14 protein-coding genes and 1 riboswitch are annotated in these 14501 nt (G+C 47.9%); of the genes, 4 read left to right on the top strand and 10 right to left on the bottom strand.

Features of this window, described 5'->3' with window-relative positions; genetic code table 11:
* Positions 1-37: 37 nt before the first annotated feature.
* The 3 genes from BGO59_RS02200 to bshA all read right to left on the bottom strand — a co-directional run bounded on the left by BGO59_RS02200 (position 38) and on the right by bshA (position 3342).
* Positions 38-685 (bottom strand): sterol desaturase family protein, encoded by a 648-nt coding sequence (locus BGO59_RS02200; RefSeq protein ID WP_293679778.1) that lies wholly within the window; start codon positions 683-685, stop codon positions 38-40.
* Positions 686-773: 88 nt separating this feature from the next.
* Positions 774-2108 (bottom strand): NAD(P)/FAD-dependent oxidoreductase, encoded by a 1335-nt coding sequence (locus BGO59_RS02195; RefSeq protein WP_293679776.1) that lies wholly within the window; start codon positions 2106-2108, stop codon positions 774-776.
* Positions 2109-2202: 94 nt separating this feature from the next.
* A complete protein-coding gene (gene bshA / locus BGO59_RS02190) occupies positions 2203-3342 on the bottom strand; it encodes an N-acetyl-alpha-D-glucosaminyl L-malate synthase BshA (protein ID WP_293679774.1) in 1140 nt (379 codons plus the stop codon).
* A 264-nt stretch (positions 3343-3606) separates the two neighbouring features.
* Between bshA and BGO59_RS02185 the strand changes: the two genes are divergently transcribed.
* The 3 genes from BGO59_RS02185 to BGO59_RS02175 all read left to right on the top strand — a co-directional run bounded on the left by BGO59_RS02185 (position 3607) and on the right by BGO59_RS02175 (position 5852).
* The gene (locus tag BGO59_RS02185; protein ID WP_293679772.1) at positions 3607-4482 is read left to right on the top strand and encodes a geranylgeranylglycerol-phosphate geranylgeranyltransferase; all 876 of its coding nucleotides are present in this window, start codon (positions 3607-3609) and stop codon (positions 4480-4482) included.
* Between the two features lie 162 nt (positions 4483-4644).
* Positions 4645-5343 carry a hypothetical protein gene (locus tag BGO59_RS02180; protein ID WP_293679771.1) on the top strand — a complete coding sequence of 233 codons (699 nt, stop codon included), beginning with the start codon at positions 4645-4647 and terminating at the stop codon, positions 5341-5343.
* 128 nt (positions 5344-5471) lie between these two features.
* Entirely contained in the window at positions 5472-5852 is a 381-nt protein-coding gene (locus tag BGO59_RS02175; RefSeq protein ID WP_293679769.1) for a MerC domain-containing protein, read from the top strand.
* 103 nt (positions 5853-5955) lie between these two features.
* Here BGO59_RS02175 and BGO59_RS02170 read toward each other — a convergent pair whose 3' ends face one another.
* From BGO59_RS02170 to BGO59_RS02140, 7 genes are all read right to left on the bottom strand, one after another.
* Positions 5956-7071 carry a cytochrome c peroxidase gene (locus BGO59_RS02170; protein WP_293679768.1) on the bottom strand — a complete coding sequence of 372 codons (1116 nt, stop codon included), beginning with the start codon at positions 7069-7071 and terminating at the stop codon, positions 5956-5958.
* The gene (locus BGO59_RS02165; protein WP_293679766.1) at positions 7068-7877 is read right to left on the bottom strand and encodes an MbnP family protein; all 810 of its coding nucleotides are present in this window, start codon (positions 7875-7877) and stop codon (positions 7068-7070) included. Before BGO59_RS02165 ends, BGO59_RS02170 begins: the two co-directional genes overlap by 4 nt.
* 90 nt (positions 7878-7967) lie before the next feature.
* Positions 7968-8336 carry a hypothetical protein gene (locus tag BGO59_RS02160; protein ID WP_293679765.1) on the bottom strand — a complete coding sequence of 123 codons (369 nt, stop codon included), beginning with the start codon at positions 8334-8336 and terminating at the stop codon, positions 7968-7970.
* 133 nt (positions 8337-8469) lie between these two features.
* Entirely contained in the window at positions 8470-9315 is an 846-nt protein-coding gene (locus BGO59_RS02155) for a sugar phosphate isomerase/epimerase (protein WP_080060090.1), read from the bottom strand.
* A gap of 54 nt (positions 9316-9369) precedes the next feature.
* Positions 9370-11400, bottom strand: a complete 2031-nt coding sequence (locus tag BGO59_RS02150) for a beta-L-arabinofuranosidase domain-containing protein (RefSeq protein ID WP_293679763.1) — start codon at positions 11398-11400, stop codon at positions 9370-9372.
* Between the two features lie 147 nt (positions 11401-11547).
* Positions 11548-12087: a GNAT family N-acetyltransferase gene (locus tag BGO59_RS02145; RefSeq protein ID WP_293679761.1), complete on the bottom strand. Its 540-nt coding sequence runs from the start codon at positions 12085-12087 to the stop codon at positions 11548-11550.
* Between the two features lie 51 nt (positions 12088-12138).
* Positions 12139-13440: an alpha/beta fold hydrolase gene (locus BGO59_RS02140; protein WP_293679759.1), complete on the bottom strand. Its 1302-nt coding sequence runs from the start codon at positions 13438-13440 to the stop codon at positions 12139-12141.
* Positions 13441-13549: 109 nt separating this feature from the next.
* Positions 13550-13651: riboswitch (TPP riboswitch) on the top strand.
* A gap of 48 nt (positions 13652-13699) precedes the next feature.
* Here BGO59_RS02140 and thiM point away from each other — a divergent pair.
* Complete coding sequence (gene thiM / locus BGO59_RS02135; RefSeq protein ID WP_293679756.1) at positions 13700-14500, top strand: hydroxyethylthiazole kinase; 801 nt, start codon at positions 13700-13702, stop codon at positions 14498-14500.
* Position 14501: the final 1 nt, after the last annotated feature.

Raw genomic sequence — 14501 nt, 5'->3', positions numbered from 1 at the left:
GAACGGGCTTCATCACGAATGACTCGTAATCAGTTAATTACTTCTGGAAAGATCCAAATACATAATCCCACATTGGTGACGACACACCGTAGTTACTTTCTGGATTCTTATAGTGATGGACACTGTGGTTTACCCATAACTGCTTGAAGAAATTCTTCGGCGGTGCATAGGCATGTACGATGAAGTGCGTAGCCAGATACCCCGAATAACCCACTAGAAAACCAGGAAAGAAGGCATAAGCGGCCTCACCCATCAACAGGAAAAACATGCCAAAAAAGAAGGCTGCAACAAAAACAGCTAGTGCAGGTGGCATAGCCAGCCGGGTCTTATCTTTCGGATATTCGTGGTGAACACCATGAAATGTGTACTGTATTTTAGCACGGCTCGGTGTTGTGGGAGCCAGATGATACAGATACCGATGCAAAATGTACTCGAACAGGGTAAACGAGAACAATCCAACTACAAAAAGGCCACCAATTGTCCAGTTGCCCATATCCGTATACGTAAACGCATACCAAACCAGAAAGGCTGATAAAATCAGCCACATCGAAATAGGCACCATAATATGCGTTCTCGACAAAGCCTCTAAAATTGGATTGTCGAATAGCTGTTTTGTGCCACTATTCTTGGGCCGGGTTTTTCCATGCCCTGCCATTGTCTGTAACTTCTCTTTTTCAGATTCCATAGAGTCGTACTCAGTTAACACCACAAAAATAATAGGAAAACCCGTTCATTAGCCCCGATTCAATAGTAAAATAAGTTTACCATCTTGGTTATGTCCTAACTTCCACCTGATCGGAAAGTTTTTCCTGCATGGCCTTTACATCGCCTTTTGGTAGCTTAGGCTTTATGATAAGACGTAATGAGTTACTGTAAGTCAGATAGTTGACCATCCAGTTTAGGAAAATAAATAAACGGTTTTTAACGCCTACAATCGACATTAAGTGAACAAAGAGCCAGGTCAACCAGGCGAAAAATCCTTGAAATTTTAAATACGGCAGGTCAACCACAGCTAATCCGCGGCCAATAGTAGCCATTGTTCCCAGATCGTTATACGTAAACGCTTCAGGTTGCTCGTTGCGTACCCAGTGGAGTAGATTTTTTGCCAAGTGCCGCCCTTGCTGAATAGCAGGCTGAGCTACTTGGGGGTGCCCGTTCGGCCATTTCTCTTCCGTCATCAAGGCTACGTCGCCGATGGCAAAGATGTCGGTAAAGCCCTGAACCTGACTATATCGATTTACCAGCACACGCCCTCCTCGCCCCAGTACGTCAGGCGGTAGGCCTGCTAATGGATTGGCTTTTACCCCGGCAGCCCAGATGAGGTTGTTTGTACGGAGCGTTGAGCCGTCATTCATTGTCACAATACGTCCATCGAAATCTTTTACCCGGGTATTGAGCTTCACAATTACGCCTAACTCCTGTAAATAGTTCAGCGAGTGCTCCTGGGATTGTACCGACATAGGACCCAGCAACTCTCCGCCCGATTCGATGAGGAAAATATCCATCATCTTAAAATCCAGTTCTGGATAATCGACGGGTAACACTGTTCTCCGCATTTCGGCCAACGTGCCACAGAGTTCCACCCCAGTTGGTCCTCCGCCTACTACGACCACATCCATCAACCCTTCTCGCTCATCCTGCGTTTCAACGCTGAGGGCATCCTCAAAATTCTGAAGCATTCGGTTTCGCAGCGCAATCGCTTCCGACACTGACTTCATGGACAATCCTTTTTCAATTATATTCTGCTGATTGAAAAAGTTAGTGTCGGCCCCGGTAGCCATGACCAGATAATCGTACGTGACAGGACCAAGCTCTGTGTCAACAGTTTTATCGGCCGTACGAATGCCCGTTACCGTTGTTACCCGGATGTGCACGTTTTTACAGCCACCAAATACGGCCCGTAACGGGAATAATATGGAGTTGGCTTCCAGTCCTGCCGTTGCTACCTGATAATAAAGGGGTTGGAATTCGTGATAGTTCTGTTTATTGATAAGAACTACCTGAAACTCTTTTCGATGCGATAATTTTCGAGCTAGTTTAAGCCCGCCAAAACCCGCACCGACAATAACGACACGTTTGCGATCCGTTTGGGGTATGTTTGGATTCATGGGTATCTGTTTACGGATTATAGTCTTGATCTTCGATGGTTGATGCGTCTCTAATTCTCACATCGGCTAACGAAAACCGAAACTGGTAACCCTATTAACTAACCAGCGGTTTCACTTCCTGCAAAACACGCTCATAATACGCTTCGTACCGGGGCAAGATACGGGATAACTCAAACTCTTTAGCCCTTGCCAGGGCATTTTGTTTGAACGTTGGCAGATGATTATCGTCAAGTATATACAAGGCATTTCTGACCATGTCCTCCACATCGCCAACCGGGCTTAGAAATCCTGTTATACCATGTAGGTTCAACTCAGGCAATCCACCCGCATTCGACGTAATCAGCGGTACCTCACAGGCCATGGCTTCCAGAGCAGCCAATCCAAAACTTTCGTTTTCGGAAGGCATAATAAACAGATCGGCAACCGACAGAACTTCTTCAACCTGATCGAGCTTTCCCAGAAAGCGTACCTGATCGTAAATACCCAGATCACGCACAAGCCGCTCAATACGGGCTCGCTCGGGTCCATCGCCTACCAGCAATAGCTTGGCAGGAATGCCCTGTTGAATGTGGTAAAAGGCCATCACGGCATCGTCGATACGTTTCACACGCCGGAAGTTGGAAGTATGCACAATCAACTTTTCGCCATTGGGGCAAATCGCTTTTTTGAAATGCTCCTTCTGCTGCCGTTTGAACCGATCCAGATCAATAAAGTTTGGAATAACTTCAATTTCCCGATGGACCTTGAAATGCTTGTAGGTATCCTGCCGCAAATCTTCCGACACCGACGTAACACCATCCGACTCGTTGATACTAAATGTAACAACGGGCTCGTAGGAAGCATCCTTACCGACCAACGTGATGTCCGTTCCGTGAAGCGTCGTTACAACAGGTACAACCCGCCCCTGCGAACGAAGAATCATTTTGGCCATGTAAGCGGCCGATGCATGGGGAATGGCGTAATGAACATGTAATAAATCAACGTTCTCGTTCTGAACCACATTGACCATTTCACTCGCCAGCGCCGATTCATACGGAGCATACTGGAAGAGTGGGTATGAGGGTATATTTACTTCATGATAAAAAACATTTTCGTTGAAAAAGTCGAGTCGAGGTGGTTGCTGGTAGGTAATGAAATGAATCTGGTGACCATTTTTGGCTAACGCTTTACCAAGTTCGGTAGCCACCACGCCACTGCCCCCAAAAGTCGGGTAGCACACAATGCCAATTTTCATGCGCAAGAGAACGAGTTTGTCTCTCAACAACAAATGGATGCAAAAAGAATCCCATTGGTGATGAAGGATATATAAAAGAAAATGAATGAACGATTCGATAGGGTTAACAAATAACGTCTGGCTGCTGTTTTTTACAAGTCCCCAGTGCAGCGATTCGGCAATGATAGCGTCTTTATATCGCCACAGGTTAGTTAGGTAATGTTCATTGGAAGAGTTTATCACTCTTTCATCTAAAAGCCTTAATTTTGATTCAAATAACTCATCATGCTTGCGCGTCAACAGGCTACTTTTTCTGCGTTTACGTTCGGTTTTTTGCGGCTCATCCGGCTGCAGAATCTGTTGATCGTTGTGCTGATGCAGGTAATGGCGCGTCTGTTTTTAGTGGGTCCCCGTCAGGAGGGCCTACAGCTTCTGATCGATCCCGGTATCTGGCTACTCTGCCTATCGACGGTCTGTATTGCTGCGGCAGGCTATATCATCAATGATTATTTCGATGTTAAAATCGACCTGGTTAATAAGCCTGATCGAGTCATTATCGGGCGGTATTTGAAACGCCGGGTGGCTATGGGTGTACACCAGGTTTTGAATGTGATTGGCTGTCTGATAGGGCTCTATTTGAGCAAATGGGTGTTCCTGATTGATGTAGTTGCTGTTACATTATTGTGGTTTTATTCGGCTCTGTTCAAACGCCAGATGCTGATTGGTAATATCGTCATTTCCTTCCTGTCAGCCCTTTCGCTGCTGGTTATGGCCATCTATTATCGGCATAATACCGATCTGGTGTTGATGTATGCCCTCTTTTCGTTTGGTATTTCGATTATTCGTGAAATCATCAAAGATATGCAGGATATTCGGGGGGATGCTCGATTTGGTTGCCGTACTCTGCCCATTGTGCTGGGGTTACGCCAAACCAAATATGTATTGTATGTGCTGATCGGCCTATTTACCTGTTCTCTCTTCGTCATCGCTGGCTCTCTCCATAACCCGCGACTTACGTTGATTTTCCTGCTTTTGCTCCTACCAATGGGCTGGTTGGTTTACCGGCTCATACTGGCCGATACCCGTCGAGATTTCGGTTACCTCAGCAACCTCTGCAAGGTTATCATACTGTTGGGTATCGTTAGTATGGTGTGGGCGTAGGAGTTTATGTATGATATAGGATGTATAATGTATGATCAGTAGCGTCCATGCATTATACATCCTATATCATACATAAACTCCTACGCCGTTCCCTAAAGCATTTGACTATTCGGTGCGGTCTTTCATTAGCTTTGAGACTTAACACTTAACGGCTCTATCTGCATGAAAACGCTCACGTTATCGCTGCTTCTGATTTTTTCAATACTGATAAACGCTCAGGCTCAGGAATGTCTGGGGATCCCGTTTAAAAGTGGTATGAGTTTCGAACTTAGCCACTTCAATGCAAAAGAAAAACTGACGGGTAAGGTGAATTATCAGGTAAAAGATGTTCGCAAGGAAGGCGGATCGACCGTGGTAGATATAACGGCGCTGTTTGAAGATGACAAAGGCAAACAACGCCCTCCCTATACGATTCGGTATACCTGCTCAGGCAATGAACTGGTAGCCGACATGTCGGGCATGCTCCAGTCGATGCAGTCAACTATGAAAGACATGGAAATGCGGTTGAAGTCCAATAAATTGGTGTATCCAGCCAAGCTTAGCGTGGGGCAGAAACTGGATGACGGAAAAATGGAGGCCGACATGCTAAACAATGGCACCACCATGATGACCATGAACATGACCATGACAAACCGACAAGTAGATGGGAAAGAATCGATTACGACACCAGCCGGAACGTTCGACACGTATAAGATCTCGTCGGATGTTAGTTTTGAAAACAGAGCTATGGGCATCCCTATCCGCAGCTCTATGCGCGTGGTGAGCTATCGGACCGACAACAATATTTTTGACATAAAATCAGAAACGTATAATAAAAACGGCAAATTGCTCGGCTCATCCGTACTTACCAAAGTCAATTGATAGGCGCTGATCTATTGGCTACTGGATTATTTCCCTCACAATTTGTCAGTCTTTACGCAACTTAGTTGCAAAAAAGTGGGTTAAGGAGACGTACGATTCTTAATCGTATCGTACTTTTGTATCCGCTTATGAAAACAGATATTCTTTCCCGCAAAGCTGACTATATAGGTATTACCGGCTCTATATTATGCATTATTCACTGCATGATTACGCCAGTTATGCTCTTAACTACGTCGCTAATGCAGAATTCAACGCTTCGAGTCAGTTATCTCAGCCTGGATTATGTGTTTATCGGGGTTAACATCGTAGCTGTTTATTTTGCCACCCGGCATTTTGCTGCGCCGATCGTTAAATGGAGTCTTTGGGGGTTCCTGAGCCTATTCAGCATTGCCCTCTTACTGGAAGAAACCGCTCCTGTTTTCGAATACATTGCCTATCTGGCCTCCGCTGGACTGGTCATCACGCACTTCCTGAATATTCGCCAGCATCGGCTAAGTCACGTGCATTAATCTAAACCGGGATTCAGCGGATTTTAGGATTAAACAGATTTTGCTTAGCTTCATCGGAGTAGAACAGAATCTGTTTAATCCTAAAATCCGTTGAATCCCGGTTTTAATTGGGACTGAATGCTCTGTTACTGATAAAGGTATTGTCGGTCAGAGTCTTCAGGAAGGCGACGAGCTGATTTTTCTGTGTGTCGGTCAGGGAAATACCTAATTGGCCATTAGGTTTCAACGCCGAGTCGAGGGTGGGGCTATCCTGAACACCCGTTCGGTAATGCTCAATGACCTGTTCCAGCGTTGTAAAACGCCCATCGTGCATATATGGAAAGGTTTTTTCCACATTGCGAAGGCTTGGCACTTTGAATTTCAGCCGATCAGATTCGTTGAGTGTAATCCGATAACGACCCTGATCGTTGATTGAACTGACTGGCAAACCGTTGTTTCGATAGCTTTTATCGGTGAATAAATCCGTTGCGTGGCAGGTAGCACATTTTTGCTGAAACAGTGTCAGGCCAGCCAATTCATCGCTGGTCAAATCGCTACCGGCTTCCTTTCGAACATACTTGTCATAGCGGGAATCGGCCGAAACCAGCGTCAGTAAGAACTGCGAAATGGCTTTCAGGAATCGAGCTGTAGTGACGGTATCGGAGCCGAAAGCCGCCTGAAACATAGGCGGATATTTGGGACTTTTCTGAACGCGGCTGAGGGCTTCCGAGAATTTCAAATCCATCTCCACCGGATTTTGAATAGGCGCAATAGGAAGTTCATCGAGGCTCGTAACGCCCCCATCCCAAAAGAACTCACGATCCCAACCCAGATTTTGCAAACCAGGTACATTACGTGTGCCAAACTGGCTTCCAATTCCATGGCTTAGCGCATGATCGGAATGCCCAAACCCGGCAAACTGCTGATGACAGAACCCGCAGCTCACGGTGGTATCCCGTGAGAGTTGCGCGTCATAAAATAATGTTTTGCCTAAGGCAACACCTTCCACAGTCAGCGGATTCTGGCTCAGATCATACACCATGGCCGGGAAATTAGCGGGCTGGCGAAGCGTAACCGGAGTCGGTTTATAGACCACGCCCCCACCACCTGGATCGGTTGGGCCAGGACCAGGGTCTGGATCAGGGCTGTCGGCTTTCTGGCAACTGATGACCAATAGAAACACCATCAGACTACCCAGGAGTCCAATCTGTACAGGCGATATGGAAGTGGGCCGAATCATGGGGTAGCCAGCGTCCGGTCGTAACTAAACATTTGCGCGTAGTTATTGGCAATATTAGGCGAGTAATCGTCGAACATAACCGAGGGATGCTGGGCAATACTGAGTTTGGTTGACCCGTTAAAGATCTTCATGGCGTCGGTTACGATTCGAACCGAAGGGGTGGCATTGGTCTGCACATTGGCACCACTATCCGTAAAAACAAGGGCAACGGTGCGAAGGTTATTGAGCGTCTTTTTCCCATTATACCCACCACCAAATCCGCCAATATGATAAAAGAAGGCATTATTCTGTGCTGCGGGTGCAACAGGTGAAGTGCCTTCAATCTTCATAAATATATAGCCTGAATTCCAGTCCCAGTACATCCCATCGTTGAGGGCAGGATCGAGAGCGCCGGTTCGGAGACTGATATTGGCCAGGCTTCGGGCGCTATCTACCCCAATCATAAACGACAGGCCAGTATAATTGCCCGTAGGGATTTTAGAAAGCGTAATGGTTTGAGAGGCTGGTTTCTCTTCCTGAATCAGAAAGTAGCTGCTATCCTGGGGAATTGTGTATTCGCTGCCGTCTGCTTTACGGAGCTTGATGTTACTGATGAAGTAGTTGAATTTTGTAATGGTGAAGGATTCACCGGCTGCGTTTTGGTACGTACCTGTACCCAGTTTTAAATCGGACGAACTCACGACATTGTCAAACGCAATCCGAAGTTTTCCGGTGTTTATGGGGTCTGTTGAGGTATCCGTACAAGCCAGAACGGCAATTCCGATAACGAATATGAGTAATAGTCCGGTCGTAACAGTTGCTTTCATAGACTATGCATTCTTTATAGGCTGAAGTCCCTTTGCTCTTAGCTAACGAAAAGACCCGTAAAATCATGCACAGTATATATTAAATGGGCGTTATAAAATTCCTTTAGCCGCCAACGCCCGGTTATGATACATGACCAGTTCTGTAATGGCCTGATACGCTTTTTGCTGTTCAAGGGAGGATTGATGTATGGCTTCAGTACGCTCCCGAAGGTTCCCAAAAGCTTCGCCATGACGGTCCAGTCGCTCCTGGTGCTTCAGCATCTGGGCAATCAGCATGTTGATCTCATCTTGTTGGCGATCAATTCGTTCCCCCTGCTGTTCAATTAACTCAATAGTCCGATCTGTCTTTTGATCAAGCAATTCCAGTCGTTTCCAAATGCTCTGAATTTCAGCATCACGGCGATCCATGCGCTGAAGGGTTTCGGCCAATAATTCGAGAATTCGTTCTTCACTCATCATAACCTAAACTTATGAAATAACAGCCGTAAATCAAAAGGATAGGTTACAAAAACAATAATGAAGAGCGGATTATGATCTGTTTCCATGATAGGCAAAACAGATCATAATCCGCTCCTGTCTATAATACGTAGGCTTACAAGCTTTTCAGATAAGCCATACTCTGCGGCACCTGCTGCTCAGGAATTCGGCTTTCGTCTTCGATGTAGAAATGATCGACGGATGATTTACGGGCGGCTTTCAATACGGCTGGCCAGTCAATTTGCCCAGTTCCCATAACCACACACTCTTCGGCCGTCATGCCACCTTTATCGCTATGGGGAACACCTTTTTTCACATCTTTCAGGTGCATGAGCCGGAACCGTTTGGGGTATTTTTCCAGCAGTTTGGCGGGGTCCTGACCGGGTAGAAATGTCCAGGTAACATCCATTTCGTATCCTACGTGGTCAGGATTGGTTTTGGTGACCAGGTAATCGAACAAGGTACCGTTCTCATACGGCTGAAACTCAAAGCCATGATTGTGATAGCAAAACATAAAGCCTTTATCGTGCGCCTGTTTGCCAAAGCGGTTAAAAACTTCAATGGCTTTATCCATAATTTCGAGCGTAGCTGGACCTTTGTGCGGGATGGAGCCGATACGAATGTATTTCACGCCCAGTGCCTTGGCATTGGCCAGAATGGAGTCGGGCTTGTGATCGATAGCGTCATAGCTCACGCCATAGCTGCTGCAATGCAACCCGCGTTCGTCCAGTAACTTACGAAGTTCAGGAGCCGTTTTGCCAAACAGTCCCGAAAACTCAATGTCGGTAATTCCCCATGACTTGATCAGGTCCAGCGTACCGGGAACATCCTTGCCAAGTTTCTCGCGTAAGGTATAGGAAACGATACCGGGGGTTTTCGGAACCAGTTTACCAAAGGGTTGCGCCTGACTGATGAATGAACCGGCCAGCAGGGCAATCAAAAACAAAGTTGTACGTGTCATCTTGGGAATTAGCATTGGTTATTGTTTCGGTTAATACAGGTAAGTAAGCAAACATTATTTCACCACCGGAAACGCTACTACCCGTAGTTTGGTACAACCATAAGGAATCAACGTTAGCGTTTCTACTTCATTGGCGACCTCACCCTGATAAATGCCCTCGCGGGTGGTAACGGGTTGTCGAGCCACTCCGTCCACCAGTTTCCAGTTCGGAATTTGCCGACCCGTGGTTTTGATCTCGATAGGCGCACTAGCTTCATTCCAGACAAAATTAGCAGGCATTGGCTTAATGGTCACCGTTGTGTTCTTGGCAGGATCTTCGATTATTGTTTTTGGAAGCCCATAATTCCAGGTGCTTTTCGGCTGATACTCATAATATGTCCCCTCCGTTTTTTCTGTCTTTTCTGCTACCGTCGATTCTATTTTCAGCGCATAGACCAGAGGACCACGCTCAATAGCACGGGAGTTTTTGGCCCAGTTGCTGGTCCGAACCGACATGGGCAGTTTCAGGGTCAACTTATCTCCATTCTTCCAGGAACGATTCAAACTAACTACCTGACCGCCTTTATCCGTACGCAACGGTTGCCCATTCAACAAAATGGTTGCTTCGGTACACCAGCCAGGAATGCGTAAGTCGAGTGGAAATGCGGTCGGTTTGGGTAAGTTGATCGTAAACGTTATCTGATCATCGAACGGGTAATTGGTCGTTTCCTGAATGGTGACGTCAGTGCCGCCTGCTACTTTCGTTTTCAATGTATTGGGGGCATACTCCAGCGCAGCAACGCCTTTGGTGGGTGTGGCATACCAGAGATGAGACGCAAACTTTGTCCAGCCCTGATGCATGTTGGCGGTACAGCACGTATAGCCTGCGTAAGGCCCAAACACATTGTTCATACCCCGACCGAAGGGAAGCGAAAAATCGAATACCCCCCGCGATACCTGTACCTGATTGGCGATCTGAAAATACTGTCGTGAGCGATAATCGTCCGTCGTTTGGGTAGGCAAGGCATTGAAGGTTATCCGTTCCAGCGCATCCATGTAGGCAGGCTCACCCGTGATACCGATTATTTCTTCGAGGGAGAACATCGCTTCGACAATTGCACAGAGTTCAACGCCCTGGGTAGGCTCGTTTCCATGCAGATCTTCATCGCCCGAAAACATACCGTGTGGTAAGCCATGCAGAGTCATCAGGTCATGAAACCCGGTCCGTACGGCGTTGAGGTAGTTGACATCTTTCTTACCCCGATAATATTCCGCAGGCATTTTCAGTCCCATACCGACATTGACGGCATGACGATCCATCCATTTTTCGCCCGTCTGGTTTACGGCTGCCCCGATAGCCCAGTTTCGTCCGCCCAGCAGGCTGGTCCAGTCGGTGGTTTGTTTATAGAGAATATCGGCCAGGTCCAGCAAAAAACGGTCGCCTGTTCGCTCGTATAGCCAGTACACGCTCATGATGTTATCGCCCCCCCGCGACTCCGACCACTCTGTCCACTTGTTCAGCGGACAGGTTTTCAGGTTGTCAAACTGGTAGCGAAAGTACTTGGTCATGAACGGAATAACCCTTGCATCATTCGTAGCGGTATAATACTGCTGCAGCACCTTGAGCATAATCATACGTGGCCACCAGTCGGCCCCATCAGCGCAGGATTCCATTGGTTTACCTTCCAGTTCTTTCTTCGTCAATGGCCCGAAAAAACCGCTCGGTCGCTGGTGGTCGAGCGTCCAGTTGACGTATTTTACTACTTTATCTTTCAGGTCTTTATCGTCGAGCAAATAGGCCAGTGGCAACGCACCATCCAGCCAGTAGGGAGTTTCTTCCCAGCCATCGCCTTTGCCACCCAGCCAGCCGTTGTCGTTTTTTACTTTCGGATAATATTCGTCCAGATGCCCAGTGGCTCCATTTTTCATGATTACCAGTTGCTGCTGCAACCAGCCTTCAGGGCGGATAGCGCCCAATGGCAGATCCTGATAATGGACAGAAGCCAGGGCGGAGCGACTACCAGCCGACGGTTTCTGTTGCGCCTGTACGAATGTGGTCGGCAAGCCAAGTAGGCCAACAGCCAGCGCAATACTAATTTTTTTCATAGGTAAAGGAATGGCAATCTCTATCCAAAAAGCCGCAAGCCAGCTATTTTACCCTATTCGCAGCCACATACGAAAAAGCCCAGCCTGGTGGGTCGGGTATATGGTACGAATTTGAGAAGCTTCTATGAGAATGGGATAGGCCAGGAACTAATCACTGCGCGTTTTTCGGTACAGAACGTGCGGACGCATAGGATGGCCCTCGGGTAAACGAGGATGTTCGAAATCGTCGTCGGGATTATGAGTCATGCCGAGCCGTTCCATCAATCGCCAGGAGCGGATATTGGCCGGAATGGTGAACGATACAATTTCTGACAGGCTAAGTGTATCAAAACCAAATGCCAGAGCAGCCTGTGCCGCTTCAAACGCATACCCGTTGCCCCAAAAGGGACGAGCCAGCCGCCAGCCGATCTCAACCGCAGGTGTAAATGGAGCGTCGAATGAAACGGTCCATAAGCCACAAAAACCAATGAACGGCGCAAGAGTTGGCGCTTCAAGCGCCCATAGTCCCCAGCCTTTTGCGTTTATGTGATTGCTGATGCGTTCGATCATCGCATCACTTTCGGCGCGGGTCAGGCAAGCGGGAAAGTGTTCCATTACGGCTGGGTCGGCATTCATAGCCGCAAACAGCTCCGCATCCGCAGATTGCCAGGGACGAAGCAGAAGGCGTTGAGTATGTAGTTGAACCATTCAATTGTGGTTGATGAACAGTGGCTCACTGACAAATCGGTGAGGCACTATTTACGGTTTGGCATGACGCATTTCCAGACCAATGGAGGTACGTGGTTTGAAGCCAGCCCAGGGCCCAATAGCATCTGTTTCTGGAAGATTCAGGTAACTGGCGTAGTCTTGTTTCTTCAGATGAATGCCGAGAAAGGCGGTTACAAAATGCTGGTTGATGTTATTGATGCGATGCTCATTCCAGACCGGCTCGGCATAATGACCATATTCTTCAGGCGATACACCGGGCTGAAGCGTTGCCGCTGGGGGTGGATTCGGTGCTACATTATGTCGGGCATTCACGTACGTGAGCAGGTAGCGGTCAGCATTGACGGCCCCATCGTAAATAGCTTTGATTCCCTTTTCATAGCCGGAAATATCATCCTTGCTTCCCGCTACAAACAGTGTGGGTAACGTCAACCCGGCTAATCCGGCCGCATCCCATACACCCCCTTCCATTCCCCAGGGCGCAAACGCAACCACGGCCTTGATCCGTGCGTCGAGTGTTGGTTTATAGGCAGGTGAATTCATCGTCCGGGGCTCCAGTGCGGTACTTCCATTGGTCATTTGTCCAAACAGTTTCAACGCTTCGGCACTAAAACCAGCCCCTGTCGTGTTGAGCACACCATAACCGCCCATCGAATAGCCAATCAGCGCCGTATTGTCAGCATTGAGCAACCCAGCCAGAAATGTGTTACTGGTTTTTGCGCTCAGTCGCGCCATTTCGTTCAGGACAAAGAGATCGTCGAGCGGGCGATTCACCAGCGTACTCGGGAAAGCGGCCAAATCGCTATACGTAGATTCGGTATGATCGATAGCAACGACAACATATCCTTTTGAGGCCAGATTTTCGGTCAGATAGGTCAATAATAACCGTGACCCCGGATAGCCATGCGATACAATAACCAGTGGGTACGCTCCTCCGCTTCGGTCGGGTTCGGCATCACGGCTGGCACGGCCCGGAAACGTAAACGGAACGATGGGGCGTTTGGGATCATTCGATCGACCAAGCACCGACTCATACTGTACAATAGCCGATTTGTTGTCAGGAGTTCGGGCTGGATACCAGATTTCGAGCGTAAGTGGACGATCATACAGCGGGTGCTTGCCCTCTTTTGTATGAAGAACATCCACCTGATTTTTGTGAACTAGTTTTAAGGTTCGTACGCCAACTGGATAGCTTCCACGAGCCGCCAGTTCTGGCGCATTGGGCAACAGATCACCATTAATAAACGTATCGCCGGATGCTTGGGCGATAATCTGCGACACCGTTGTTAATGATAGGAGCAGGAAAGACAGGTAACGAATAGTGATTAATTTCATCGGTTTCAGGAAATAGGACTCGGGTTTGTAAAGCTATTGCAAACTTTCCAAACCCGAGAAAGTCGCTCGTTTTTTATTAGCGGGTACGTTACTATCTACTATCTTTGCCCCACAACTTTAGGGGTGTCTGACCGAATCGGCTCAGACTGAGAGAATACCCTCACTACCTGATGCAGTTCGTACTGCCGTAGGGAAAAGTTAACGAAGCTTCGTTTGCTCTCCTCTAAAGTTGCTGTATACGTATTTCATAAACAGCAACATGACTGAACCCGCAACGCTAATCTGGACCGACGTCGAACGCATTCGCGCACAGGTTCCCCTGGTTCACAACATTACCAACTTCGTGGTTATGAACAACACGGCCAACGCGCTGCTGGCGCTTGGTGCTTCACCTGCGATGGTTCATGCGCCCGAAGAAGTCGAAGAATTCGTTTCCATTTCAAGTGCCCTGGTCGTTAATATCGGTACGCTCGATGCCACGTTTGTGGCCGGGATGAAACGCGCCATGAAACAAGCCAAAGCCTTGGGGAAACCCATTGTTTTTGATCCAGTTGGCGTAGGAGCTACTTCGTTTCGCAATCAGGTTAGTGAAGAGTTACTGACGCTGGCGGCTCCTGACATCATTCGCGGCAATGCCTCCGAAATTATGGCACTGGCCGGTTTGAACGCCCAAACCAAAGGGGTCGATAGTTTGTACGGATCGGAAGCGGCTGTCGATGCGGCTCAGCGATTGAGTTCGGTGTGGGGATCGGTGGTGGTAATTAGTGGTGAAACTGACTACATTATTCACGGCGACCAAACCGCTAAAATTGCCAATGGGCATCCGCTGATGACCAAAGTGACGGGCATGGGCTGCACGGCTACAGCCTTAACCGGCGCGTTTGCCGCTGTGAACACCAACTATTTTCAGGCAGCAACACATGCCATGGCTGTTATGGGTATTGCTGGCGAACTGGCTGTATCGAAAAACGCTGCTCCCGGTAGTTTACAGGTCAATTTTCTGGATATGCTATACCAGTTGAGTGAAGCTGATATTGCCAATACACTTAACCTGGCTTAGT

The sequence above is a fragment of the Spirosoma sp. 48-14 genome, from assembly GCF_001898575.1.
In the GTDB taxonomy this organism is placed as follows: domain Bacteria; phylum Bacteroidota; class Bacteroidia; order Cytophagales; family Spirosomataceae; genus Spirosoma.
The sequence above is the reverse complement of the archived record's forward strand: the minus strand, read 5'-3'. Positions and strand labels throughout refer to the sequence as shown.